General features: G+C 71.5%; 23 protein-coding genes and 1 riboswitch. Of the genes, 9 read left to right on the top strand and 14 right to left on the bottom strand.

Annotated features, from left to right (window positions below):
* Positions 1-139: 139 nt before the first annotated feature.
* From OC550_RS21275 to OC550_RS21265, 3 genes are read right to left on the bottom strand one after another with little or no spacing between them, the layout of a single operon-like run.
* On the bottom strand, positions 140-1,057 hold the full coding sequence (locus OC550_RS21275) for a glycosyltransferase family 2 protein (protein ID WP_262107952.1): 918 nt from the start codon (positions 1,055-1,057) through the stop codon (positions 140-142).
* Positions 1,054-2,568, bottom strand: a complete 1,515-nt coding sequence (gene rfaE2, locus OC550_RS21270) for a D-glycero-beta-D-manno-heptose 1-phosphate adenylyltransferase (RefSeq protein ID WP_262107951.1) — start codon at positions 2,566-2,568, stop codon at positions 1,054-1,056. Before rfaE2 (OC550_RS21270) ends, OC550_RS21275 begins: the two co-directional genes overlap by 4 nt.
* On the bottom strand, positions 2,565-3,968 hold the full coding sequence (locus OC550_RS21265) for an aldehyde dehydrogenase (protein WP_262107950.1): 1,404 nt from the start codon (positions 3,966-3,968) through the stop codon (positions 2,565-2,567). Before OC550_RS21265 ends, rfaE2 (OC550_RS21270) begins: the two co-directional genes overlap by 4 nt.
* Before the next feature lie 209 nt (positions 3,969-4,177).
* Between OC550_RS21265 and OC550_RS21260 the strand changes: the two genes are divergently transcribed.
* The gene (locus OC550_RS21260) at positions 4,178-5,422 is read left to right on the top strand and encodes a glycosyltransferase family 9 protein (protein ID WP_262107949.1); all 1,245 of its coding nucleotides are present in this window, start codon (positions 4,178-4,180) and stop codon (positions 5,420-5,422) included.
* On the opposite strand, the gene OC550_RS21255 is transcribed toward OC550_RS21260, so the two are convergent.
* Genes OC550_RS21255 through OC550_RS21225 form a run of 7 tightly spaced genes read right to left on the bottom strand, consistent with a single transcriptional unit; the run spans position 5,388 to position 12,129 of the window.
* Positions 5,388-6,089, bottom strand: coding sequence for an SDR family oxidoreductase (locus OC550_RS21255; protein ID WP_262107948.1), 702 nt, complete (start codon positions 6,087-6,089; stop codon positions 5,388-5,390). The genes OC550_RS21260 and OC550_RS21255 overlap by 35 nt on opposite strands.
* A gap of 42 nt (positions 6,090-6,131) precedes the next feature.
* A complete protein-coding gene (gene rfaE2, locus OC550_RS21250; RefSeq protein WP_262107947.1) occupies positions 6,132-7,490 on the bottom strand; it encodes a D-glycero-beta-D-manno-heptose 1-phosphate adenylyltransferase in 1,359 nt (452 codons plus the stop codon).
* On the bottom strand, positions 7,487-8,200 hold the full coding sequence (locus tag OC550_RS21245) for an SIS domain-containing protein (RefSeq protein WP_262107946.1): 714 nt from the start codon (positions 8,198-8,200) through the stop codon (positions 7,487-7,489). Before OC550_RS21245 ends, rfaE2 (OC550_RS21250) begins: the two co-directional genes overlap by 4 nt.
* Entirely contained in the window at positions 8,197-9,459 is a 1,263-nt protein-coding gene (locus OC550_RS21240) for a glycosyltransferase (protein WP_262107945.1), read from the bottom strand. Before OC550_RS21240 ends, OC550_RS21245 begins: the two co-directional genes overlap by 4 nt.
* The gene (locus OC550_RS21235) at positions 9,456-10,460 is read right to left on the bottom strand and encodes a glycosyltransferase family 1 protein (RefSeq protein WP_262107944.1); all 1,005 of its coding nucleotides are present in this window, start codon (positions 10,458-10,460) and stop codon (positions 9,456-9,458) included. Before OC550_RS21235 ends, OC550_RS21240 begins: the two co-directional genes overlap by 4 nt.
* A complete protein-coding gene (locus OC550_RS21230) occupies positions 10,457-11,524 on the bottom strand; it encodes a glycosyltransferase family 9 protein (protein WP_262107943.1) in 1,068 nt (355 codons plus the stop codon). Before OC550_RS21230 ends, OC550_RS21235 begins: the two co-directional genes overlap by 4 nt.
* Positions 11,521-12,129 (bottom strand): HAD family hydrolase, encoded by a 609-nt coding sequence (locus tag OC550_RS21225; RefSeq protein ID WP_262107942.1) that lies wholly within the window; start codon positions 12,127-12,129, stop codon positions 11,521-11,523. Before OC550_RS21225 ends, OC550_RS21230 begins: the two co-directional genes overlap by 4 nt.
* Positions 12,130-12,284: 155 nt before the next feature.
* Between OC550_RS21225 and OC550_RS21220 the strand changes: the two genes are divergently transcribed.
* Positions 12,285-13,313 carry a glycosyltransferase family 9 protein gene (locus OC550_RS21220; RefSeq protein ID WP_262107941.1) on the top strand — a complete coding sequence of 343 codons (1,029 nt, stop codon included), beginning with the start codon at positions 12,285-12,287 and terminating at the stop codon, positions 13,311-13,313.
* A gap of 11 nt (positions 13,314-13,324) precedes the next feature.
* Here OC550_RS21220 and OC550_RS21215 read toward each other — a convergent pair whose 3' ends face one another.
* From OC550_RS21215 to OC550_RS21205, 3 genes are all read right to left on the bottom strand, one after another.
* Positions 13,325-14,101 (bottom strand): sigma-70 family RNA polymerase sigma factor, encoded by a 777-nt coding sequence (locus OC550_RS21215; RefSeq protein WP_262107940.1) that lies wholly within the window; start codon positions 14,099-14,101, stop codon positions 13,325-13,327.
* Between the two features lie 155 nt (positions 14,102-14,256).
* Entirely contained in the window at positions 14,257-14,613 is a 357-nt protein-coding gene (locus tag OC550_RS21210; protein WP_262107939.1) for a multidrug efflux SMR transporter, read from the bottom strand.
* 4 nt (positions 14,614-14,617) lie between these two features.
* Entirely contained in the window at positions 14,618-14,932 is a 315-nt protein-coding gene (locus OC550_RS21205) for a multidrug efflux SMR transporter (protein ID WP_262107938.1), read from the bottom strand.
* Between the two features lie 10 nt (positions 14,933-14,942).
* A riboswitch (guanidine-III (ykkC-III) riboswitch) is annotated at positions 14,943-15,007 on the bottom strand.
* Positions 15,008-15,115: 108 nt separating this feature from the next.
* Between OC550_RS21205 and OC550_RS21200 the strand changes: the two genes are divergently transcribed.
* From OC550_RS21200 to OC550_RS21175, 6 genes are all read left to right on the top strand, one after another.
* Entirely contained in the window at positions 15,116-15,667 is a 552-nt protein-coding gene (locus tag OC550_RS21200; RefSeq protein WP_262107937.1) for a flavin reductase family protein, read from the top strand.
* A 23-nt stretch (positions 15,668-15,690) separates the two neighbouring features.
* Positions 15,691-16,758 (top strand): YihY/virulence factor BrkB family protein, encoded by a 1,068-nt coding sequence (locus tag OC550_RS21195; RefSeq protein WP_262107936.1) that lies wholly within the window; start codon positions 15,691-15,693, stop codon positions 16,756-16,758.
* A 43-nt stretch (positions 16,759-16,801) separates the two neighbouring features.
* On the top strand, positions 16,802-17,530 hold the full coding sequence (locus OC550_RS21190; RefSeq protein WP_262107935.1) for a GAF and ANTAR domain-containing protein: 729 nt from the start codon (positions 16,802-16,804) through the stop codon (positions 17,528-17,530).
* A gap of 96 nt (positions 17,531-17,626) precedes the next feature.
* Positions 17,627-18,160, top strand: coding sequence for a (2Fe-2S)-binding protein (locus tag OC550_RS21185; RefSeq protein ID WP_262107934.1), 534 nt, complete (start codon positions 17,627-17,629; stop codon positions 18,158-18,160).
* Positions 18,157-19,170 carry a xanthine dehydrogenase family protein subunit M gene (locus OC550_RS21180; protein WP_262107933.1) on the top strand — a complete coding sequence of 338 codons (1,014 nt, stop codon included), beginning with the start codon at positions 18,157-18,159 and terminating at the stop codon, positions 19,168-19,170. Before OC550_RS21185 ends, OC550_RS21180 begins: the two co-directional genes overlap by 4 nt.
* On the top strand, positions 19,167-21,245 hold the full coding sequence (locus OC550_RS21175; protein ID WP_262107932.1) for a xanthine dehydrogenase family protein molybdopterin-binding subunit: 2,079 nt from the start codon (positions 19,167-19,169) through the stop codon (positions 21,243-21,245). Before OC550_RS21180 ends, OC550_RS21175 begins: the two co-directional genes overlap by 4 nt.
* Positions 21,246-21,340: 95 nt before the next feature.
* On the opposite strand, the gene OC550_RS21170 is transcribed toward OC550_RS21175, so the two are convergent.
* Complete coding sequence (locus tag OC550_RS21170; RefSeq protein WP_262107931.1) at positions 21,341-22,141, bottom strand: SDR family oxidoreductase; 801 nt, start codon at positions 22,139-22,141, stop codon at positions 21,341-21,343.
* A 115-nt stretch (positions 22,142-22,256) separates the two neighbouring features.
* Here OC550_RS21170 and OC550_RS21165 point away from each other — a divergent pair, with 115 nt between their 5' ends.
* A complete protein-coding gene (locus tag OC550_RS21165) occupies positions 22,257-23,519 on the top strand; it encodes a pyridoxal phosphate-dependent aminotransferase (RefSeq protein WP_262107930.1) in 1,263 nt (420 codons plus the stop codon).
* Positions 23,520-23,535: the final 16 nt, after the last annotated feature.

Here is a 23,535-nt window from a genome sequence, read left to right as displayed (position 1 = left end):
CCCCGGCTGCTGCCAGGCGCTGCACCCGGCGGGGCATCGGTGCCCTACGTGTTGACGGCTGCAGCGCTTCGGAATACTCCCTTACGCTCCGCCCATTGTATCGGGGCCCGGGCCGCTTGGACGAATCAGTTGTGCCAGGTCACTCGTCGAGCAGCACCTCGGTGGCTTCTGTGGAACGGTCGACGACGGTGGTCGGCGCCTCCAGGTGCACCGCCCCGGAGGGGATGATGCCGGCGCCGCCGAAGCGCTCCATGACCTTCAGCTGCGCCACGACGTCCTCGCCGGCATGGGCGGCCGGCAGGTCCTTCCAGAAGGCGAAGCCGCCGCAGTCCAGCAGGGCCTGCCGGTCGAAGAGGACGCAGCCGCCCACCCAGGCCACGCGGTACAGCCGCCAGCCTCCGGCCGGGATGCGGAGCCGGGCGGCGATGTGCGCGAGGTTGGCGGCGTTGTGCAGCGTCCAGCGCCCGAACGCCTCGTCCGTGCGGCGGATCCGCTCCGGCCGCACGGGCCCGTCCCACAGCTCGAACGGCTGCTGCTCGTCCGGGCGGACGTCGTCCAGGTAGGACAGGCCCTGCACGGCCGAGCCGACGAACCCGCAGCCGGCCTCGCGCAGGGCGGCGGTGAGCCGGGCCAGCATGCCAGGTTCCAGCCAGATGTCGTTATCGAGGAACAGCACCAGCGGCGACTCGGCCAGGCCCAGCAGGAAGTCGCGCTGTTCGGCCATGCCCCGGCGCGGCAGATGGTGCTCCAGCTGCACGGGGCGGCCCTGGGCTTGCAGCACGCGGACCATGGCGGCCGTCGACGGCTGCTCCCACGCCGGGCCGGATTCCGTCTGGTCGCTGATGATGACGCCGAAGGAGGGGCCGTCCTGGGCGGCCAGGCCGGCGAGCGTCACCGCCAGCGCGTCCTGGCGCCCGTAGCTGGGGATCAGCACCTGCACCTCGGGCGTCCCGGCCGGCGTCAGGGGGTTGGCCCACTCGCCCGCGCCGCGGCGGCCTGGGGCATGGCCGGTCGCGTCGCCTGGGCCCTGGCTGGTGGCTTCGGGGCCGTGGCTCATGCCGGACCCGTTCCGGCGGCCGGTTCCCCCGCCCCGTCCTGGGCCCGGATGCGCCGGACCACCGCCGTCGTCGAATGGTCCGAGACGTAGTCCAGGATGGCCAGTTGCCCGCCGTAGGCTTCCACCGCCGGGGTTTCGGCCAGCATCTGGGCCGAGTAGTCCCCGCCCTTGGCGTAGATGTCCGGCTTCAGTGATTCGATCAGCGGGATCGGCGTGTCCGTATCGAAGACCGTCACGTAGTCCACGCAGCTCAGCGCGGCCACCACGCCCGCCCGGTCGGCCGCCGGGTTGATCGGCCGGTCCGGCCCCTTCAGCCGGCGCGCGGACGCGTCGCTGTTGAGGGCCACTACCAGCACGTCTCCGAGCTGCTTCGCCTGCGTCAGGTAGCTGGTATGCCCGCGGTGCAGCACGTCGAAGCAGCCGTTGGTCAGCACGATCCGCTTGCCGGCGGCACGTTCCGTCGCGATGGCGCGGGCCAGCTCGTCCGCGCCCAGCGCGGCCTCGGTGAAGGCGCCCAGGTGCCCGGCGAGGTCCGCAGTCGTGCAGACAGAGGTGCCCGGCCGGTGGACGACGACGTCCGCGGCCACCTGCGCCAGGTCCTGGCTGGTGGTCAGCGGCAGCCCGGCCGCGCGGGCCAGCGTCAGGCACGCCACGAAGGTGTCGCCCGCGCCGGAGGCCTGCTTCTCGCTCACCGGAGATGCCCATGTCCGGTGCGTGCCGCCGTCGTGCGTCAGCAGCAGGGTGCCGTCACGGTCCAGGGTGGACACCACGGCGCGCGCGCCGGTCGCCGCGAGCAGGTTGGGTGCGGCCTCGGCCAGCAGGCCCGCCCGGTCCCCGTCCGGCTCGAACTCCAGCTCCAGCAGCCGCGCGGTCTCCTGGGCGTTGGGGGTCACCAGGTCCGGCCGAAGCGTGCGCCAGCGGCGGAGGTCGTGCGCGTCCACCACCAGCAGCTTGCCCTCGCGCTGCAGGTGGAGCACGTCCCCCAGCGGTCCTTCCAGCGCGCCGGAGCCGTAGTCGCAGAGCACGACGGCGTCCGAGCCCGCCACCGCGTCCGGCAGCGCGGCGGCCAACTGCTGCAGGGCCTCGGCCGGCGGCCGCGGCGTGCTCTCGTCCATCCGCAGCATGATCTGGTCGCCGCCGATCACGCGGTACTTGGTCGTGGTGACGACCCCCGGGTGCTCGATGAGCCCCGCCGTATCCACGCCTGCGGCGGACAGGAGGCCGCGGAGCCGGGTGCCGGCGTCGTCGAGGCCGACGAGGCCAACCATCCGCACCTTCGCGCCGAGTGCGGCCAGGTTCATGGCGGTGTTGGCGGCGCCGCCCGGAGCGTAGTCGCGGTGCGCCATGTCCACCACGGGGGCCGGGGCTTCTCGGCAGAACCGGTCGATGCGGCCGCTGAACCAGCCGTCCAGCATCACGTCGCCGACCACGGTCACCAGCGGTGCCGCCTCGGCCAGCCGCTCCGGCAGCCAGGCGGACAGCCCCGAGATGCCGGAGAGCCCCGCGCTCATCGGGTGGCTCCGCCGGGCAGGCCCAGGTGGACCACCTTGACCTGCACGAACTCGTCCAGCAGCTCCGGCCCGTAGCCGAACCCGTGGCCGCTGTCCCGCCGCGGCTGGGCGGAGCCGCCGGGCGCCCCGCCGAAGACGGCGTTGACCTTCACCGTGCCGACATCCAGGCCGGCAATGGCGCGCTGGGCGTGCTCCATGTCGGCGGTCAGGACGGTGGCGGCCAGCCCGTACCGGCCGACGGCTGCGAGTTCCAGTCCTTCCTCGAAGCTGTCCACCACGCGCACGGGAGCCACGGGGCCGAACGTTTCCTCCTGCATGACGGCCATGCTCTCGGTGCAGCCGAGCAGCACCGTGGCCGGATAGTACGAGCCCGGGCCGTCGGGCAGGGCACCGCCTTCCGCGGCGACGGCGCCGCCGTCGATGGCCTCCCCGACCTGTCGGTGCACCTCGCGGCGCAGCCGGTCATCCACCAGCGGGCCGAGCAGGCGGCCGGCATTGCGCCGCCTGGCCTCGGCTACCAGCGCCTCGCAGAACGCGTCAGCCACCGACCGGTGCACGTAGACCCGTTCCACCGAGGTGCAGATCTGCCCGCTGTTGGCGAAGGCCCCGAGCGCCGCCTGCCCTGCGGCCCACACGGGATCGACGCCGTCGTCGACGAGCAGCGGGTCATTGCCGCCGTTCTCGCGGACCACGTGGGCGCCCCTCTCGGCCGCGGCCCGGGCGATCCGCGCCCCGGTGGCGCTGGAACCGACGTGGGCGTAGACGTCGATGCCGGGCAGGCGGGTCAGGGCCTCCCCCACGGCGGGTCCGCCGGTCAGCGTGATCAGGACGTCGGGAGGCAGGACGGAGGCCAGCATCTCACCGAGCCGCTGGCCCAATTGCGGGCAGCGCTCGCTCGGCTTGTGCAGCACCGTGTTCCCGGTGGCCAGCGCCGCGCCGAGCAGGCCGGCGGCCACGGCCACCGGATCGTTCCATGGGGTGAGCAGGGCAGCCACGCCCCGGGGCTCCGCGATCGTGTAGTCCGCGGCCAGCCGCCCGCCGCGCAGGCTGTGGCCGCGATGCACCGGCGCCAGCTCGGCATACTGGCGCAGCGTGGACGCCCCGGCGAGGACGCCCTCCAGCGCCTGGTCCTCGGGGCGGCCGGTCTCCCGCGCATTCAGCGCGGCAAGTTCGGCGGCGCCGGTTTGGAGCGCGTCCGCAGCGGCGTGCAGGAAGCCGCCGCGCTCCGCGGCGTCGCGCTGCGCCCATCCCGGCTGCGCCCGCCGGGAGGCCGCGACGGCCTGTTCCACCTCCGCCCGGCCGGCCTCGCGAACGGTTCCGGCCAAGCTGCCGTCGCGCGGGTCGAGGATCGTGATGGTGGCCTGGCCTTCGTGCAAAGCGGTCCCTGAAACCGTTGTCATTACGCTCCCTACTGTTCGGATCCGGCCGCGGCAATCGGGCCTCTTCTCCCCCTTCCGTACCCCGTTGAGGACGACTTCAGACACGCGCATGCGAACCTCTTGGGAGCTCTGGCCACCGCCCGATGCAGCATTTAGGGTGAAGCTGGAAGCCGGTCCTGCAGCGAGCAGACCGGCACCCGTACGCCAGCCGACCGGAGCCGGAGGAGCCCATGCAGCATCAGCCACGCGCGCAGCGGAATGGAACGGAGGGCGACGGAGCCAAGCTCAACGGAACCGAGGTCGCCACCGGCGGTGCGGCCTTCGGCGGCGAGCGCCTGGCGCCGGAAGCCGCCCACGGGCTGGGCATCGGGCCGATTCTCGAACGCTTCGACGGCGTGCGCCGCATCGCGGTGCTGCGCGGCGGCGGGCTGGGCGACGTGATGTTCGCCGTGCCGGCCATCGACGCCCTCGCCGCGGCGTATCCGGAGGCCGAAATCACGCTGCTGGGCACCGAAGCCCACGCCGCGCTGTTCGGCGGACGCCCCGGACCGGTGCACCGGATCGAGCCTCTGCCCTTGGCGGAGGGCGTGCGCCCCGGCCCGGAGGATCCGGAAGCCGTGGAGGACTTCATGGAGCGGATGCGCGCCCGGAAGTTCGACCTGGCGGTCCAATTGCACGGCGGCGGCCGCCATTCCAACCCCTTCCTGCTGCGGCTCGGCGCCCGGCACACCGTCGGCACCCGCACCGAAGACGCCGCCGCCCTGGAACGCACCATTCCGTACCTCTACTACCAGCACGAGGTCCTGCGTGCCCTGGAGGTCGTCGGCCTGGCCGGCGCCGCTCCGGCAGCGCTGCAGCCGCAACTGGCTCCGCTGCCGGACGAAGAGGAGCTGGCCTCCGAGTGGCTGGATCCGGGGCGGCCCTCCCTGGTGACCATCCACCCCGGCGCCACCGATCCGCGCCGCCGCTGGCCGGCGTCGTCCTTTGCCCGCGTGGCCGCCCAGGCCGCCGCGGACGGCAGCCAGGTCCTGCTGGTCGGCGACGATTCGGACGTTCCGCTCGCCGAAGAGGTCGTGGCCCTGGCGCGCGAACACGCGGACGACGGCGGCAGCATCCGTTCCGCGGCGGGGCGGCTGACGCTGGCGGAGTTGTCGGCCGTGCTGCGCGCCAGCGACGTCATGCTCGGCAACGACAGCGGCCCGCGGCACCTGGCACAGGCCGTGGGCACGCCGACGGTGGGAATCTACTGGGTCGGCAACCTGATCATGGCCGGGCCGCTGGGGCGCACCCTGCACCGGGTGCACCTGTCCTGGACAACACACTGCCCGCAGTGCGGCGCGGACGTCACCCAAGTGGGCTGGACCGCGCCGCACTGCGGGCACGCGTTCGCATTGACCGAGCAGGTCCGCGCAGAGGATGTCTACGCGGACCTGGCCCAGCTTAGGGCCACGAGTCTTCTTCTTCGTGGCAAATAACCATCTCGCGCACCTCGCAGCCGCGCGGCTGGCCGAGCGCGAACAGGATCGCCTCGGCCACCCGCTCCGGGTCGTTCAGCCGTGAGTCGTCCTGCGGCTTGTATTGCTCGGTGCGGTCGTCGAAGAAGCGCGTTTTCATGCCCGCGGGAATCATCGTGGTGACCCCGATCCGGCCGCGGGTCTCCGCGGCCAGCGCCCGGCTGAAGCCGACCACGCCGAATTTCGACGCGCAGTAGGCGGTGGCGTCGGAGACGGCCTTGATACCAAGTGAGGAGGCCACGGTGATGACGCGGCCGTGGTTCGCCTCCAGATAGGGCAGTGCGGCGCGGACCACCGAGACGGTGCCGAGCAGGTTCACGCCGATCACCTTCTCCCATTCCTCCGCCGGCACGTCCTCCAGCCTGCCGCAGCGGTCGATCCCCGCGGCGGTCACGACGGCGTCCAGTCCGTCGAGCGACTCCGCCGCCTCGCGCACGGCGGCGGTGACGGCCTCGCGGTCCGCCACGTCTACTTCGAGCGCCTTGGCTCCGGCCACCCGACTCACGTCGCGGTCCAGCACCACCGGGGTGCCGCCGGCCGCGCGGACGGCCTCGACCACAGCGGCGCCGAGCCCGGAGCCGCCTCCCGTGACCAGGACGCGGCCGGGATTGCTTGCTGCTGCGTTCATGAATGTTCCTCCTTCAGTTGACGGATCTGCATGCGGCGCCGTTCAGCCGACCTTGGCCAGCGCTGCGGCGAGCTTGGTGGTGGACCGCGCCGGATAGTAGGGAACGGTGACCGTCTGGCCGCCCCAGGACTCGAGCAGCTTGGCCTCGGGCAGCTGGTCCGCCGTGTAGTCCCCGCCCTTGACCCAGAGATCCGGACGGAGCCGCTCCAACGCAGCCTCGGGCGTCTGCTCCTCGAAGACCAGGACGGCGTCCACGCATTCGAGCGAGAGCAGGAGTTCGGCCCGGTCCTGCTGGTTCATGATCGGGCGTTCGTCGCCCTTGAGGCGGCTGACGGAAGCGTCCGAATTGAGGCAGACGACCAGGCAGTCGCCCAGGGACCGGGCCGCCGCGAGGGTGCGGGCGTGGCCGGCGTGCAGCAGGTCGAAGCAGCCGCCGGTGGCCACGACGGTCCCGCCTGCGGCGCGCGTCTGCTGGGCGACGGCGAACGCGTCGCCGTCCCCGTGCAGCTGCGGCGGCGCCGGAGCCTCGTTCAAGGCGTCCACCCCGCCTGCGGCCAGGAAGGACGCGGCCTCCTGCACGGCCCGCTCTGCGGCGGGGGCGACGCCGTTACCGGAGGCCAGTCCTACCGCGAGGGCGGCGGCGAACCGGTCGCCGGCGCCGCAGGGATCGGCCGCGCTGACCTTCGGCGCGGGGATGGCCTGCGGCAGGCCGCCGTCGTCGAGCACCAGCGCGCCCGCGGCGCCGAGGGTGACGACGACGGACCGGCAGGACCAGCGCCGCCGCAGATCGGCAGCCGCCCGGGCCGCGGTTGCGGTATCCCGGCCGGATAGCCCCGCGGCCTTGAGCGCCTCGGACAGGTTCGGCGTCACGGCGGTGGCGCCGGGGACGGGGTCGGCGCCGGCGGGATGCGGGTCCCAGACCACGGGGATCGTGGCCGCCAGCTCGGTGAGCAGCCCGCGCAGGTCGGCATTCGCGGCCAGCCCCCGCCCGTAGTCGGCCACGATGACGGCATCCGCCGCGGCCACCGCGGCGAGCATCTCCTCCGTGGCTGCCGGGACCGGGGCGTCGCCGCAGCCTTCGTCGAAACGGGCCACCGCCTGGCCGCCGGCCCGGATCCTCGTCTTGACCGGCGTGGGGGCGCCCGAGGGGCCGGCAACGACGTCGATGCCTTCCAGCTCCCGGCGCAGCAGGACGGAAGCGCCGTCGTCGGACATTACCGTGACCAATTGAACGTCGCGCCCGTCGCGCGCCAGCATGCGGGCGACCAGCCCGGCGCCGCCGGCGCGCCGCTCCGTCGCCGCCACGTCCACGACCGGGACGGGGGCATCGGGTGAGAGGCGGCTGGCCTCGCCGTTGACATCGGCATCCAGCAGGAGGTCTCCTACCACCACGATCCTCATCGCGTGTCCCCCTCTCCGCCGACCCGGCCCTGGCGTGCCACCGCGGAGTCGAAGGCGCGGCAGATCATGTGTACGGCCATCAGATGCCCCTCCTGCGCATTGGCCGGTTGCCCCTCTACCGCCACGAATTCGTCGCAGCTGCGGGCGAGCGGGTTGGGCGCCGCGCCGGTCAGGGCCCAGGTGGTCACGCCAACCCTTCGGGCCGCTTCGACCGCGTTGAGCAGGTTCGGGCTCTTGCCGCTCGTGGAGAGCAGGATCAGGATGTCGCCGTCGCGGCCGTGGCCCAGCACCTGCCGGGCAAAGAGCTGGTCGTAGCCGTAGTCGTTGGCGATGGCCGTGACGGCGGAGGATTCGGCGTGCAGGGAGATGGCGGAAAAGGCCTCGCGTTCGCCGTCGAACCTCCCCACGAGCTCCGCGGTCAGGTGCTGGGCCTCGGCGGCGGAACCGCCGTTGCCCGCGGCGAGCAGCCGGTGCCCGCGCATCAGCCGGCCCGCCAGCTCGTCACCCCACGCGGCGAGCTGTGCCGCCTGGGCCCGCAGGGACTCGACCGCCGGGGCAACCTCGTCCAGGTGGGCCAGCACGACGTCGACGGAGTCCGCGCCGGGCTGCCTGGCAGGGCGCGCCGGGACCGGCACCAGCGCGGGGACCGGCGCGTACGATTCGGCCGCTTCCGGTCCCGCCGGCCGGGCCGCGGCCGCCATGCGCCTCACAGTGCCTCTCCTTCCAGCACGTGCAGCGAACCGCGCCGGGCTCCGGAGCTGCGGGCCAGGCCATAGGCCCGCTCGGTATCCGCGGCAACCCGGTCCCAGGTGTACCGGGTCCGCACCCGCTGGCGGCCCGCCCGGCCGAGCTCAGCGGCGAACTGCGGGTCGGCCAGCAGGGCCGCAAGCGCGTCCGCCACCGCCTCCGGATCCCGCGGCGGCACGTGCAGACCGGTCTTGTGGTCCACCACCGTGTCGATCAGGCCACCGACCGAGGCCGCGACCACGGGGACGCCGCAGGCCATCGATTCCAGCGGCACGATCCCGAACGGCTCGTACCAGGGCACGCAGACGACGACGTCCGCGCTGCGCAGGACGGCCGGGATCTGCTCGCGCGGAACCTGCCCGCGCAGGACGATCTGCTCCTCCACACCGAGTTCGCGTGCCAGCGACAGCAGCCGCTGCGCCTCCGGATCCGCTGCCAGCCCCTCCGGGCCGGCAGATCCGCCGACCACCAGCAATTCGACGTCGCCGATGCCCCGGTCCTTCAGCAGCTTCAGAGCCCGCACCGAAATGTCCACGCCCTTGCGCGGCACCATCCGCCCCAGCGTGACAATGCGGTGCCTGCGTCCGCGCTCCTCCGCGGCGCCCTCGGCCGTGAACAGGTCAACGTCCACGCCGCAGGGCGCGATCGAGACGTTGCCGCGCGGAATCCCCATCGCGGCCAGCTCGAACACCTCGTCCGAGCACGTGGCGATAATCCGGTCCACGCTGCGTCCGACGTTCGGTTCCAGCCACGCCCGCTGCTCCGGACTGGTGTCCTGCGCGCCCTGGTGCCGCCGCTTCACGGTGCCGAGCGCGTGGAAGGTCTGCAGCACCGGCACCGGGTAGCCCTCGCCAGAGTGCCGCCGCGCCGCGTCGAGTGCGGCCACGCCGGACATCCAGAAATGCCCGTGCACCACGTCAGGCGGGCTGTCTCCCCAGTCCGCGCTGATGCCGTCCGCCAGTTCGCCCATATAGGGCAGCAGCTCGTCCTTCGGCACAGGCTCCGCGGGGCCGGCCTCCACGTGCACCACTTCTACTCCGGGCCGCATGAACACCCGGTGCGGGAGGTCCCGGCTGTCCCGCCGGGTGTAGACGGTGACGAAGTGCCCGCGCCGCGCCAAGGCGGCGGACAGCTCGGCCACATGCACGTTCTGGCCGCCGGCGTCCACTCCCCCCAGCACGGCCAGCGGGCTGGCATGCTCGGAGACCATCGATATCCTCACAGCTGACTCCTCTCGGTCACTGCCATCAATCTGCCGGCGCCGGCCGTGGCTTCGGCCAGCACGGCGTCCCAGTTCTGGAGGAACGCCGCCAGGGAATAACGTTCGAGCGCGGCCTGCCGGGCGACGGCGCCGCGCGCCCTAGCCTCCTCCGGTTCCCGGACCAGCCGCGCGGCTTCGGCCCGGAGGTAGTCCACGTCCGTGGAGATTGCGCCGGCCTCCGGCGGCACCGCCCGGGCGGCCTCCGTCGTGGCCAGCACGATCACGGGCATGGCCAGGTGCATGGCCTCCAGCAGGGCCAGGCCCAGCGAGGTCCAGCGCAGCGGGTGCAGGTACGCGCGGCGGCGGGCCAGCTCGGAATGCAGCCGCCTGCCCGGCAGGTCGCCGCACACGGCCAGCCGGTCCGGTCCCAGCCCGACGGCCTCGGGCAGCCCGTCGCCACCCATGCCGAACACGTCCAGCGGCGCGGCCTCGGCGAAGCCGGGCAGCAGGTCCGTCCCGGTCACCCGCCACCGCCGCACCGGCTCGTTGACCACCACGCCCAGGCGGTCCAGCTCCCCGGTGTAGAGCGGGCCGGGATCCACGATCCCGTGCTCGATCACGGTGGTGCGGGCGCCGCCGCAGTCCCAGAACAGCCTGTTGAAGTGCGTGACGTGGACGATCGGGATCTGCTGCTGGTCCGCCAGCGGGTGCACCGAGTTCGGGACGCCGCCCTTGGGCGTGTTGTGCTCCAGGAACACGGCCGGAACGTCTTTGCCGGGGCGGCGGCCCAGCAGCCGGGCGCATTCGTCCACCTCTTCCGGGCGCTGGAGGACAACGACGTCGATGTCCTCCTGTCCAAGCGTCTCCGGCGCCACGTCGCGGACGCTTTCGGGCCACTCGCGGCCGGCCCGGCCCAGGCCCCAGGGGCCGCCTTCCGGGGTCGCGGGAAGCAGGTACTCGTGCTGCCCGCGCACGAAAGCGTCGGTCCAGCCGCCGTGCACGTGCCACAGCAGAATCTTCATCCGTTCCTCATTTCTCTCCGGGCGGGCAGCGAGGCCACGCCAAGACACAGCCGCTGCACGGCCGCCACGACTTCCTCCGGCGCCACGTCCGCCAGGCAGGGATGCCCCGGGACCGGGCACTCGCGGGCCCGGCTCAGCCGGCACGCCGCATTCTGATCCCCGAGCAACTCCACCGGCACCTTGTACGGCGCCCAGCGCACGGCCGGGACCACGGGCGAGAACAGGCTCACCACGGGGGTGCCGACGGCCGCGGCCAGGTGCGCCGGTCCCGTGTTGCCGGTGACGACGGCGGAGGCCCCGGCCAGCACACCGGCCAGGCCGCGCAGGTCCGTCTCGCCGCCCAGGTCCAGCGCGTCCGGACCGGCGACGGTGGCGGTGAGGCCGCGCTCCTTCGGGCCGCCGGTGACCACGACATTGAAGCCGGCGGCGACCAGCAGCTCCACGGCCGCCGCGTGGTGCAGCGGCGGCCAGGCCCTCGCCGGCACCGCCGCCCCCGGGTGCACGGCCACGTACGGGCGGCCGCCAAACAGGTCCCCCGCATCCGGAACGTCGCGCACCCGCAGCCGTCCGTCGTCGCCGTCGGGCAGCCGGTAACCGGCCGCCGATGCGATCCGCAGCGCGCGCTCGGCCTCGGGCTGGTCTTCCGGGAAGTCCTCGCCCGGCTTCAGCCGGACGTCGAGCAGCGAGCCGGCGTAGTCCACCGAGGCCCCGGTGATCCGCCGGACGCCGGCGAGCCGCAGCAGCATCGCGAGCGGCAGCGGCGACTGGTGGAAGGAAGTGAGGATGATGGCCTCGGTGACCGACCGCGAGCGCACCCAGTCCAGCAGCACGGCAAGATGCTCGTCGCTGACGGGCGGGGCCGGATCCACGATCCACGGGCTCGCCCAGGTGAACACCTCGGCCACGCCCGGGAGCAGCTGCCCGGCCGCGGCGCCCTGCGGACCGCAGAGCATTAGCACCTCGTTGGGTCCGGCGCCGTCCCCCGCCGCGATGGCCCTGACGGCGGGGCCGGCCAGCAGGACATCGCCGGCGCTGTCCAGCCGCGCCACCAGCACGCGGCTCATCGGCCGCCTCCGGGCAGGCCGTCCGCCGCCTGCAGGACGGGGCTTCCTTGTTCGGGCACCGGCGCCGGGCCTTCCGCCCCGAACAGCAGCTGCAGGGCGCCCGCCAGGTCAGGCGCCACGAGGGCTGCAGCCTGGACTTCTTCCGCCCGGGTGACCGGAGTGGGCACGAGGACGCCCCGGGCCCCTGCCGCGGCGGCCGCCTCGACGTCCGCGCCGATGTCCCCCACGAACGCGACCTCGTCCGGCTGCAGGCCGAGCCGTTCGCAGGCCCGGAGGATCATGCCCGGCTGCGGCTTGCGGCAGCCGCAGCCGTCCTGGGGTCCGTGCGGGCAGACCTCCCACACAGCGAAGGGTCCCAGCAGTTCCTCCACCCGCGCGTTGACGGCATCCACCTGGCTCCGGTCGAGCAGGCCACGGGCGACGCCGGACTGGTTGGTCAGCACCCCGCAGGGCAGGCCGGCGGCCCGTACGGCGTCCAGCGTCGTGCGGGCGCCTGGCATCGGGCGGACCCGGGCCGGATCGCCGTTGTAGGGAACGTCGATGACCAGCGTCCCGTCCCGGTCGAAGAGGACGGCGCGCGGCGGATGCAGAGCCGAAGAAGTCATATCAGGACTGTTCCCGCCCCGGGCGCCGGCTAAACACTTCAGCGCCGACTTCTTTTCGCCGCGGCCGGATCCCCGCCCCCCCGGCGCCGGCCAGGCCTGCCGCGCATTTCCCCACCGCCGTGCCGTGCGCCGGGCCGCTCTGGCAGGATGAAGCCATGCAACCAGAAACCGAGCCGGGCAGGAACCCGGCGCCCGACGGACTGGAGCCGGACGGCCGCCCCGAACTGCTGGTGCTGCGCGCGCTGAAGCTGGGTGACCTCCTGGTGGCTGTGCCCGCGCTGCGCGCCCTGCGCCGCGCCTACCCGGACCACCGGATCCTGTACGCCGCCCAGGCCTGGCTGCGTCCGATGATGGAACTGGTCGGTTCAGTCGACGACCTGCTGGACACTCACGGCCTCGACGTTCCCATCAACCTCTCCCCCGGCCGCGTCGACATCGCGGTCAACCTGCACGGCAACGGCACCGAGAGCCGCGGCCGTATCGAAGCCCTGCGGCCCCGGCGCAGGATCGGCCATGCATCCCCCGGCTGGGACGGCCCCGGCTGGCCGGACGGGCTGCACGAGCGTGAGCGCTGGGCAAGGCTGCTGGACTGGCACGGTATCCCGGCGGACCCGCTGGACTACCGGCTGCGCCGCCCCGCCGAGCGGACCAGCCGGCCCGGCGCCGCCGTGCTGCATGTGGGCGCAGCCTACGGGAGCCGGCTGTGGCCCGCGGACCGCTTTGCCGCCGTAGCGCGCGAACTGGGGCTGGCCGGCCACGACGTCGTCTTCACCGGCAGCGCAGGGGAACGGCCGCGGGCGGAGGAAGTGGCCGGGCTGGCTGGCCTCGGTCCCGACACCGTGGTCGCGGGTGAGTATTCGCTCACCGAATTCGCCGCGGTGATCGGCGATGCCGCCGTCGTCGTCTCCGCCGACACGGGCGCCGCGCACCTGGCCTCGGCCTACTCGCGGCCCTCCGTGGTCATGTTCGGCCCGGCTCCCGTGGCCGAATGGGGGCCGCCGCCCGGACCGCACATCGTGCTGACCGATGAGGCACTTCGGCGCGGCGACACGTTCTCGGCGGAGCCGGATCCCGCACTGCTCGCCGTGACTCCGGACGACGTGCTGGACGCCTTGGCCGGCCTCGGGGTCATGCCCGGCGCCGGCATCCTCTCTGCGGAGCCCGCGATCCGCACCGATTCGTAGGCCGCGCCTTCCTAGGCGGTGCGCAGCCGGCGGGCCGGAGCGGCCTCCGGTTCGCCCAACAGCCGGCGCTGCAGCCGCACCAGAATCCGCGACAGCGCGCGCGAAACCTGCATCTGCGTCATGCCGACCCGCTCCCCCACGCGCTGCTGCGATTCCTCCTCGAAGTAGCGGTAGTACAGCAGCTGCTGCTCGCGCGGCGCGAGCTCCCGGATGGCGGCGCGCAGCATCACGAGCTCCTCGGTCCGCTCCAGGCGTTCGTCGGCCCCGCCCAGCCCGTCGGCCAGGCTGCGGCCGTCCGTCGCGCTCTCGAGGGATTCCGGCCGCATGCTGCTCTGGCAGTTCAGGGCCTCGGCCACCAGCCGCGGGGCCTGTCCGACCTCGCCGGCCAGCTCGGCCAGCGAGGGCTCCCGGCCCAGCCGCTGGACCAGCTCTGGCGCTGTCCGGACCACCACGGTGCGCAGATCCTGCAGCTGGCGCGGGGGCCGGACCATCCAGCAGCTGTCACGGAGGTAGCGCTTGAGTTCCCCGGTCACCGTCGGAACGGCGTAGGCCGGGAAATCGGTGCCGCGGTCCGGGTCGAACCCGCGCACGGCCTTGATCAGGCCCATCCGCGCCACCTGCTTCAGGTCGTCCAGGTCCCGCCCCGTGCCCGCATACCCCTTAGCGGCTGTCTCCGCGATCTCGAGGTGCCCTAGGACAAGTTCCTCTTCGAGCGCCAGGCGGAGCGAACCACTGGCGGCTCGGGCCTGTCGGAAGAGCGTCGTGCGGTGGTTGAGGGCAGGCTTCATCGGGCGTCACTCTCTGTTCTGCGGCCGCGGGCTGGACCCCACGTTCACCCCCAGAGAAACATAAGCATGCTTACAAGGCAACGGCTTTCCGGAAAAATCCGGCCGGAAATCTTTTCCTGCGCCCGGAGAAGAAGGTATAAGCCGGAAGAAGCGGCTCAGGCCCCGGCGTCGCGCCGCGGTGGCTTGCCACCGGCCTTGCCGTCAACCAATTTGAGGCCGATCACACAGCCGATAATGCCCGCCAGGAACAGCATCTTCAAGAGTCCCGCCGGTTCCCCGGAGAACAGGACCGCGTACAGCACCGTCAACACCGCGCCCAGCCCGGTCCACACCGCGTACGCCGTCCCGATGCCGATGCCGCGCATCGAAAATCCCAAGCCGGCCATGCTCAGCACTACGGCGACCAGGAAGACCGCCGCCGGTCCCGGGCGCGACAGCCCGTCCGAATAGTCCAGCGCGGTGGCCCACACGGCCTCCAGCACGGCGCTGGCAATCAAAACGATCCAGTGCACCGTGCTACCCCACTGCCTTCAGGCCGACAACGCAGCCGATGATGCCCAGGAGCAGCAGCACCTTGGCGAGGCTGGCGCGTTCACCGCCGAAAACCATCGCGTAGGCCGCCGTCAGCACGGCGCCGATGCCGACCCACACGGCGTACGCGGTCCCTACCGGGATCGCCGTCATCGCGAACGCCAGGCCGGTCATGCTCGCCGACATGGCGACGAAGAAGGTGACCGTCGGCCACAGCCGGCGGAAGTTCTGCGAACGGCCCAACGCCGTCGCCCATACCGCCTCAAGCACGCCCGACAGGACCAGAATTATCCATTCCATCGAATAACCTCATGGCCAGTCTTGTCGCGTGCCGGGTACTGATCCCTCGTCCGGAGGCCCCGATCGGGGCCTTGCAAAGAAGATAGCAAAGTACGACGGCGGAGCGGGACTTTGGTGTCCCGGCCCACCATGGATTCGTCCGGGTCCGATCCGTTCGGCGGCCCTGCGTGGCACGATGTAGCCATGGAGATCGCGCAAGCGCCGGCCACCCACCGCCTGCAGCCCGGCGCGCCCAGCCAGGAGGACATCGACCGCTACCGCACTCTGAGCGCCAACGCGGCGGCCGGTGTCGCCGTCGTCGCCACCGCCGCCCGCGGTCGCGACTACGCCGCCACGGTCACCGGCTGGCTGCCGGTCTCCTACGACCCGCCGACCATGCTCGTGAGCCTCTACGGCGAGTCGCGGATCGGCGAGGCCGTCTCCACGAGCCGCTACTGGACGCTGAGCCTGCTGACCCGCGGCCAGCAGGGCATTGCCAATTGGCTTGCCAGCCCCGGCACGCCGCTGGAGGGACTGATGACCCAGGTTCCCTTCCGCCGCGGGGAGGTCTCCTCGGCGCCGGTCATCGACAACGCCCTCGCGTTTTTCGAACTGGAAACCGTCGCCGCCCATCCGGCCGCCACCCATCTCCTGGTCGTGGGCGAAGTCCGGGCCATGGGCACCTTGGCTTCGGGGCAGGACGTCCTCGACCCGCTGGTCCATTTCGGATCCGCCTATCATCGGCTCAACCGCTGACCTAAGAACAGGAACAGGTACCCATGACTATCGACCGAAGCCTGGAGAACGAAAACCGGCCCGCCCCCGACAGCGACCGCAAGCCCGATTCGCCCACCGACATCTCGAAGCGTTCCTGGGGCTACATCTTCAAGCGCACCCTGAACGAGTTCAGCGCGGACAAGTGCACCGACCTCGCCGCCGGCATGACCTACTACGCCGTGCTCTCGATCTTCCCCGGGCTGCTGGCAGTGGTCTCCATCCTGGGAGTCTTCGGCCAGGGCGAGGCCACCACCCGCACCATCATTGACCTGCTGGAGAAGCTCGGCGCGCCGCCGGACGCGCTCAGCCTGATCGAGGGACCCATCAACCAGATGACCACGGCAACCGGTGCCGGGCTCGCGCTGGTCGTCGGTATCATCGGCGCCATCTGGACCGCTTCGGGCTTCGTCCGCGCCTTCGGCCGGGCCATGAACTTGATGTACGACGTCGACGAGGGCCGCCCGTTCTGGAAGCTCTACCCCGTCATGCTCGGCGTGACCCTCGTCCTCGTGACCGTCGTCGTGATTATGATGCTGCTCCTCATCCTTTCCGGCGGATTCGCCCAGGCCCTCGGCGACATGATCGGCCTCGGCGAAACGGCCCTCATGGTCTGGAACATCGTCCGATGGCCCATACTCGTCCTGCTGGTGGTCTTCATGATCGCTGTGCTCTACTACGCCACCCCGAACATCAAGCAGCCCAAGTTCCGCTGGCTGAGCATCGGGGCCGTCGTCGCCATCGTCGTCATGGCCCTGGCCACCGCCGGCTTCGGCTTCTACGTGGCCAACTTCGGCAACTACAACGCCACCTACGGTGCCATCGGCGGCGTGATCGTGCTGCTGCTGTGGATCTGGATCATGAACGTCGTGCTCCTGTTCGGCGGGGAGCTCGACGCGGAGATCGAGCGCGGCCGGCAACTGCAGGCCGGCATCAGGGCCGAGGAGAAGCTCCAGCTCCCCCCGCGCGACACCAGGCACAGCCGGAAGCTCACCGAAAAGGCCCTCGGCCTGGTCAACGACGGCCGCGATCTGAGGACCTCGCACGCCCACAAGGACTACCGGAACGAGTAGCAGCCGCCTCCCCTTGACGGCTCCACCGTCCTAGACTTGGCCAATGAGCGACCAACTCAATGCCACCGCCGTGGCCGAAGAACTGCAGGACATGATCCTGCACAACGAAGACGTGGACAGGTTCCTCGACGAGCTGTCCGTCTATTCCACCCGCATACTCGGCGACACTGCCGAGATCCATTGCGGCGTGACGCTCAAACGGCACAAACGCTCCGTGACCGTGGCGCACAGCGACCCCATCGCGCGCCAGCTGGATGAAATCCAGCACGGCTTCGGAGAGGGCCCGTGCCTTGCTGCCATCGCCACCGGCACGACAACCATCGTGCAGGACGTACGGACCGACAACCGCTGGCCGGAGTACTTCGGGGCCGTCGCCAAGCACGGCTACTACTCAATGATGGGCGTGCCGCTCATGCTGCAGGCCGGCGGCGGCGCCGCCCTGAACTTCTACGCCGCGCAGCCCGGAGCCTTCAGCGGCGAAACGGCCCGGGTGGCCGAAGGCTACGGTTACCAGGCCTCCCGCGCCCTCCAGCTGGCCCTGCGCGTGGCGGAACGGGCCGACACCGCGTCCCACCTCAAAGCCGCCCTGGAGTCGCGCACCACGATCGACCTGGCCGTCGGCATCATCATGGGCCAGAACCGCTGCAGCCAGGAGGAGGCCTTCAATATCCTCAAGGCCGCGTCCAGCAGCCGGAATATCAAGCTCCGCGACGTCGCCGCCGGCCTGGTCGCCAACCTCGAAAGCACGCCGAGCACGCACTTCGACGACTGACGTGTCGCGCCGCCGGCAATACCGGGCCAAGGGTTGTCGGCCCTCCGGCCGTGGGATAAGTTGCAGGCACATGGCCCCAGCCCAGGGAGAGCGCCGATGGAAGCCGAAATCACCCTGCACGTCGACGGCAGCCGGCGTGCGCTCAGCCTCGATACCCGGACCACCCTGCTCGACGCCCTGCGCGACCGGCTCGGCGTCTACTCGCCGAAGAAGGGCTGCGACCACGGCCAGTGCGGAGCGTGCACCGTGCTGCTCAACGGCCGCCGGGTCAACTCCTGCCTGGTCTTCGCGGTCGCCCAGGACGGCGCCGAGGTGGTCACCGCCGCGGGCCTCGCCGAGGACGGGAACCTGCACCCGGTCCAGCAGGCCTTCCTCGACCAGGACGCCTTCCAGTGCGGTTACTGCACTCCCGGCCAGATCTGCTCGGCGGTCGGCATGCTCGCCGAGGCGGAGGCCGGCGATCCGAGCTACGTCACGCCGGCCACACCGCCGGACGGCCCGCCCCCGGCTGCAGCCCTCGACGACGACGAGATCCGCGAGCGCATGAGCGGCAACCTCTGCCGCTGCGGCGCGTACGTCAACATCGTCGCCGCCATCCGGCAGGCAGCCGCCGAGGGAACCGGCGCATGAAGCCGTTCGACTACCGGCGCGCCGCCTCACCCGACGGCGCCATCGCGGACGTCGCCGGCAACCCCGACGCCGCCTACCTCGCCGGCGGGACCAACCTCGTCGACCACATGAAGCTCGGCATCGCGGCCCCCGGCCTGCTGGTGGACATCACCTCGCTCCCGCTGGATCAGGTCGACGAGACCGACGACGGCGGCGTGAGCATCGGCGCCAACGTGCGCAACAGCGACCTCGCCGCCCATCCGATCATCCGCAGCCGCTATCCGGTGCTCTCGCAGGCCCTGCTCTCCGGCGCCTCCGGCCAGCTGCGCAACCTCGCCACCACCGGCGGCAACCTCCTCCAGCGCACCCGCTGCGTCTACTTCCAGGACGCCACCACGCCCTGCAACAAACGCGTGCCGGGCTCCGGCTGCTCGGCGCTCGAGGGCTACGCCCGGTACCACGCCATCCTCGGCGCATCCCCCGAGTGCATCGCTGTACACCCTTCCGACATGGCCGTCGCCCTCGCAGCGCTGGACGCCGCCGTCGTCGTCCGAAGCGCCTCCGGGGAGCGCAGCATCGCGCTGGCAGACCTGCACCGCCTGCCGGACGGCCGCCCGGATCTGGACACCGTCCTGGACCACGGGGACCTGATCACGTCGATCCGGCTCCCCGGCCTGCCATGGGCGGGACGCTCGGCCTACAGCAAGGTCCGCGACCGCGCTTCCTACGCCTTCGCGCTGGTTTCCGTCGCCGCGGCGGTGGAACTGGAGAACGACGGCGGCGCCCCGGGAGAGGTTCCTGTCATCCGCCAGGCACGGATCGCCCTGGGCGGAGTCGCGCACAAGCCGTGGCGCGCCAGCCTCGCCGAGGAGGCGCTGCGCGGGGCCAAAGCCACGCACGAGAGCTTCCGGGCGGCTGCCGACGCCGAGCTTGAACCGGCCGCCACCGTCGAGGACAACGCCTTCAAGGTGCCGATGGTCCGCAACACGATGATTTCCGTGCTGCACGAACTCACCCGGGAGTATTCATGACCGCCCCTTTGGAAGCCCGGGCCATGGGCAGCAGCCTCGAGCGGCTCGACGGCGTAGCGAAAGTGACCGGAACGGCCCCCTACGCGTGGGAACAGCGCGTCGAGCATCCGGCCTACCTGCATCCGGTCCAGTCCACCATTGCCCTCGGCCGCGTCACCGGCATCGATACCGCCGCGGCCGAGGCCCTGGACGGTGTCATCGCCGTCCTGACGCACCACAACGCGCTGCGGCTGGAGGACACCTCGGACGGCGAGCTGGCGATCCTGCAGTCCGACGCCGTGGGCTTCCGGGGACAGTTCATCGGCGGCGTCATCGCCGAGACCCCGGAGATCGCCCGCGAAGCGGCGGCCCTCGTCGCCGTCAGCTACGACGAGGAGACGCACGACGCCCGGCTCAGCGCCGACCGCGAGGACCTCGATACGCCCGAACAGGTCAATGCGGGATTCCCCACCGACACCTCCGAGGGCGATCCCGATGCCGCCCTGGCGGGCGCCGCCGTCGTTATTGACCGCACCTACACCACGCCGGCCGAACACAATAACCCGATGGAACCGCACACCACCGTGGCGCAGTGGACGGACCAGGGGCTGGTGCTCTACGACTCGACCCAGGGCGTCCACCAGGTGCGGCGGGCGCTCGCGCCGGTCTTCGGCCTGCCCATCGAGCGGATCCACGTCACCAGCCCGCACGTGGGCGGTGGCTTCGGGTCCAAGGGCCTGCCCCACTCGCATGTGGTCCTCGTGGCGATGGCCGCGCAGCTGAGCAACGGCCGTCCGGTCAAGCTCGCGCTGACCCGGCAGCAGCTCTTCTCCGTCGCCGGCTACCGCACCCCAACCATCCAGCGGGTCCGGCTGGGGGCCGACCGCGAAGGCCGGCTCACCGCCATCGTCCACGACGTCGTCGAACAGACCTCGAAAATCAAGGAGTTCGCGGAACAGACCGCCGTGCCGACGCGCATGATGTACGCCGCGGAGAACCGCAGGACCACGCACCGGCTGGCCCGGCTCGACGTCCCGGTTCCGTCCTGGATGCGCGCGCCCGGCGAATGCCCCGGCATGTTCGGACCCGAGGTGGCCATGGACGAGCTGGCGGAAGCCTGCGGCGTGGACCCGATCGAGGTGCGTGTCCGCAACGAACCGCACATCGACCCGGAAAGCGGCCGCCCGTTCTCCAACCGGCATCTCGTCGCCTGCCTGCGCGAAGGCGCCCGGCGGTTCGGCTGGGAGCAGCGCGACCACCGTCCGCGCGTCAGGCTCGACGGGGACTGGCTGGCCGGGACCGGCGTGGCGAGCTCCACCTATCCCGCGCGCAGCCAGCCCGGGTCGGTAGCCCGGATCCGCTTTGCGGACGGGCTGTTCAACGTCTCGATCGGGGCCGCGGACCTGGGCACCGGAACCTGGACGGTGCTGACGCAGGTCGCCGCGGATGCCCTGGGCGTAGGGGTCGGGGACGTCCGGCTGGAGATCGGGGATACCGCCCTGCCCAAAGCCACCATCGCCGGCGGCTCCACCGGGCTGGCCAGCTGGGGCACGGCGATCGCCGAAGCCGGTGAGACGTTCCTGGCCAAGTACGGCACGGAGCCGGAGGATGGCGACGAGCTGGAGGCGGCGGCCCCGAAGAATCCCGCCGCCGACGAGTACGCCATGCACTCCTTCGGCGCCCAGTTCGCCGAGGTGAAGGTCCACCGCTTCACCGGCGAGATCCGGGTCTCCCGCATGCTCGGCGTGTTTTCCGCCGGCCGGATCGTCAATCCGCGTACCGCGCGCTCGCAGTTCCTTGGCGGCATGACCATGGGACTCGGCATGGCCCTGCACGAGCACAGCGTCATGGATCCGCGGTTCGCCATGATCGTCAACCATGACTTTGCGGAGTACCACATTCCGGCCAACGCCGACGTCCTCGACATGGATGCCATCTGGCTCGACGAAGTGGATGAACACGCGGGCCCGCTGGGTGCCCGGGGCATCGGCGAGATCGGAATCGTCGGAGCCGCCGCGGCCATCGCCAACGCCGCCTACCACGCCACCGGCGTCCGGGTGCGGGACCTGCCGCTGACGCCGGACAAGTTCCTCTGAGCAGAGGTCGGCCACCGGCCCCCGCCCCGAGTCGGCGCCTCACCCATACCGTTACCGTGGAGCCGAGGCCGTACGCGTGCTGCGGGTGGGTAGCCTCAGACGCTCCGCCACTCGTCGCCCGTGATGTGGCTGCCGGCCTGCGGGCCCATCTGCAGCATGCCTCCGTCCACCGCCCAGGACGCGCCCGTGACATACGCTGACGCAGGCGACGCCAGGAAGGCTATGACGGCGGCGACTTCGCGCGCGTCGCCCGGCCTGCCGAGCGGAATCCCGGGGCGCGAAACCGTCCGCGGATCCAGGTCCGTCTGGCCGGTCATCGGCGTCGCGATTTCGCCGGGTGCCACCGTGTTGGCCGTGACCCCGTACTCGGCCAGCTCGAGGGCGATGGTCCTGACCAGGCCGCCCAGGCCGTGTTTGGCCGCATCGTAGGCCGCCGAACCGACCCGGGGCTGATGCTCATGGACGCTGGTGACTGCGATGATCCGGCCCCCGGAGCCCTGCTCGACCATGAGCCGTGCCGCGCGCTGGAGGCACACGAACGCCCCGTCCAGGTCGGTGGCGACAACCTCCCGCCAGGTCTCGTAGCTGGTGTCGAGGAACTTCCGGCTCGCGCCCGTGCCCGAGTTGTTGACGAACACGTCCAGCCCGCCAAGATCCCGGGCGAGAGTATCGATCACCGCGCCGCACCCGGGCAGCTCGGTGAGGTCCAGCCGGGCGGTCACCGCGCGGCGGCCCAGGGATCGGACCTCGCCGGCTGTCTGCTCCGCCCCGGCCTGGTCCCTGTGCCAGGTGATGCCGACATCCATGCCGGCCTCCGCGAGGGCGACGGCGGTGGCGCGGCCGATGCCTGAGTCCGATCCGGTCACGATCGCGGTCTTCGGCGAGAACTCAACCATGGCTGTCCTTCCGTCCGGGCGGCCCCAGGATCCCATTCTTCCCGAGCGGCGGCCACAGGAACAGTTCATGATGAATACCACATGAACGGCGGCGGACTTTGTGAAAAAATGGACCATGCGCCCCATGCAGCACTCCAGCAAACTCCAGAACGTCCGGTACGAACTTCGCGGCCCCATCCTGCACGCCGCCAAGAAAATGGAGGCGGAGGGACAGCGCATCCTGCGGATGAACCTGGGCGATCCCGCGCCCTTCGGACTGGAGGCGCCGGAGTCGATCGTCGTGGACATGATCCACCATCTGCGCGATTCCCAGGGTTACTGCGACTCCAAGGGCATCTTCTCGGCCCGCACCGCGATCTCGCAGTACTACCAGACCAAGGGCCTGATGCAGATCGGTGTGGAGGACATCTTCATCGGCAACGGCGTCTCGGAACTCATTTCGATGACGCTCCAGGCCTTCCTGGAGAACGGCGACGAGGTGCTCATCCCGGCCCCCGACTACCCGCTGTGGACCGCCTCGGTCACGCTCAGCGGCGGCACGGCCGTCCACTACCTCTGCGACGAGGACAACAACTGGTGGCCGGACATGGCGGACGTCGAAGCCAAGATCACCCCGCGGACCAGGGCCATCGTGCTCATCAACCCGAACAACCCGACCGGGGCCGTCTATCCGCGGCACGTCATCGAACAGTTCGCGGAACTCGCGCGCCGGCACGACCTGGTCCTGTTCTCCGACGAGATCTACGAGAAGATCACCTATGACGACGCCGTCCACATCCACACCGCGGCCGTCGCCGAAGACCTCCCGGTGCTGACCTTCTCCGGACTGTCCAAGGCCTACCGCATGCCCGGCTACCGCGCCGGCTGGGTCGCCGTCAGCGGTCCGCGCGCCGCCACCGCCGCGTACCGCGAATCACTTGAGCTGCTGGCCTCCCTGCGGCTCTGCGCCAACGTCCCGGCCCAGCACGCCATCCAGACCTCGCTCGGCGGCTACCAGAGCATCGGGGACCTCGTGAAGCCCGGCGGCCGGCTGCGCGAACAACGCGACCTGGCCTGCAAGCTGCTCAACGAGATCCCCGGCGTCAGCTGCGTCCCGGCCGCCGGCGCCATGTACCTCTTCCCCAAGCTGGATCCGGCGGTCTACCCCTTCACGAACGACGAGCAGTTCGTGCTCGACCTGCTGGAAGACCAGAAGATCCTCGTCTCGCACGGCACGGCCTTCCATTGGCCGGCGCCGGACCACTTCCGCTTCGTCATCCTGCCGTCCGTCGCCGAGATCGAAGAGGCCGTCCGGCGGATTTCGTCCTTCCTGGGCGTCTACCGGCGGAAGGCCGAAGCCGAGGCCCTGGCCGGAGCCGCGGGCATCCCGGCGCCCTGACCCGCCGTCGTCGTTG

Source organism: Arthrobacter sp. Marseille-P9274 (assembly GCF_946892675.1).
Taxonomy (GTDB): Bacteria; Actinomycetota; Actinomycetes; order Actinomycetales; family Micrococcaceae; genus Crystallibacter.
Note: the sequence above shows the minus strand (reverse complement) of the source record. Positions and strands in the feature narration are given on the sequence as shown.

What these genes read in the sequence shown, in the direction of transcription:
- OC550_RS21275 (WP_262107952.1), bottom strand. Translation starts at nt 1,057, where the DNA reads ATGAGCCACGGCCCCGAAGCCACCAGCCAGGGCCCAGGCGACGCGACC.
- rfaE2 (WP_262107951.1), bottom strand. Translation starts at nt 2,568, where the DNA reads ATGAGCGCGGGGCTCTCCGGCATCTCGGGGCTGTCCGCCTGGCTGCCG.
- OC550_RS21265 (WP_262107950.1), bottom strand. Translation starts at nt 3,968, where the DNA reads ATGACAACGGTTTCAGGGACCGCTTTGCACGAAGGCCAGGCCACCATC.
- OC550_RS21260 (WP_262107949.1), top strand. Translation starts at nt 4,178, where the DNA reads ATGCAGCATCAGCCACGCGCGCAGCGGAATGGAACGGAGGGCGACGGA.
- OC550_RS21255 (WP_262107948.1), bottom strand. Translation starts at nt 6,089, where the DNA reads ATGAACGCAGCAGCAAGCAATCCCGGCCGCGTCCTGGTCACGGGAGGC.
- rfaE2 (WP_262107947.1), bottom strand. Translation starts at nt 7,490, where the DNA reads ATGAGGATCGTGGTGGTAGGAGACCTCCTGCTGGATGCCGATGTCAAC.
- OC550_RS21235 (WP_262107944.1), bottom strand. Translation starts at nt 10,460, where the DNA reads ATGAAGATTCTGCTGTGGCACGTGCACGGCGGCTGGACCGACGCTTTC.
- OC550_RS21230 (WP_262107943.1), bottom strand. Translation starts at nt 11,524, where the DNA reads ATGAGCCGCGTGCTGGTGGCGCGGCTGGACAGCGCCGGCGATGTCCTG.
- OC550_RS21225 (WP_262107942.1), bottom strand. Translation starts at nt 12,129, where the DNA reads ATGACTTCTTCGGCTCTGCATCCGCCGCGCGCCGTCCTCTTCGACCGG.
- OC550_RS21220 (WP_262107941.1), top strand. Translation starts at nt 12,285, where the DNA reads ATGCAACCAGAAACCGAGCCGGGCAGGAACCCGGCGCCCGACGGACTG.
- OC550_RS21215 (WP_262107940.1), bottom strand. Translation starts at nt 14,101, where the DNA reads ATGAAGCCTGCCCTCAACCACCGCACGACGCTCTTCCGACAGGCCCGA.
- OC550_RS21205 (WP_262107938.1), bottom strand. Translation starts at nt 14,932, where the DNA reads ATGGAATGGATAATTCTGGTCCTGTCGGGCGTGCTTGAGGCGGTATGG.
- OC550_RS21200 (WP_262107937.1), top strand. Translation starts at nt 15,116, where the DNA reads ATGGAGATCGCGCAAGCGCCGGCCACCCACCGCCTGCAGCCCGGCGCG.
- OC550_RS21195 (WP_262107936.1), top strand. Translation starts at nt 15,691, where the DNA reads ATGACTATCGACCGAAGCCTGGAGAACGAAAACCGGCCCGCCCCCGAC.
- OC550_RS21190 (WP_262107935.1), top strand. Translation starts at nt 16,802, where the DNA reads ATGAGCGACCAACTCAATGCCACCGCCGTGGCCGAAGAACTGCAGGAC.
- OC550_RS21185 (WP_262107934.1), top strand. Translation starts at nt 17,627, where the DNA reads ATGGAAGCCGAAATCACCCTGCACGTCGACGGCAGCCGGCGTGCGCTC.
- OC550_RS21180 (WP_262107933.1), top strand. Translation starts at nt 18,157, where the DNA reads ATGAAGCCGTTCGACTACCGGCGCGCCGCCTCACCCGACGGCGCCATC.
- OC550_RS21175 (WP_262107932.1), top strand. Translation starts at nt 19,167, where the DNA reads ATGACCGCCCCTTTGGAAGCCCGGGCCATGGGCAGCAGCCTCGAGCGG.
- OC550_RS21170 (WP_262107931.1), bottom strand. Translation starts at nt 22,141, where the DNA reads ATGGTTGAGTTCTCGCCGAAGACCGCGATCGTGACCGGATCGGACTCA.
- OC550_RS21165 (WP_262107930.1), top strand. Translation starts at nt 22,257, where the DNA reads ATGCGCCCCATGCAGCACTCCAGCAAACTCCAGAACGTCCGGTACGAA.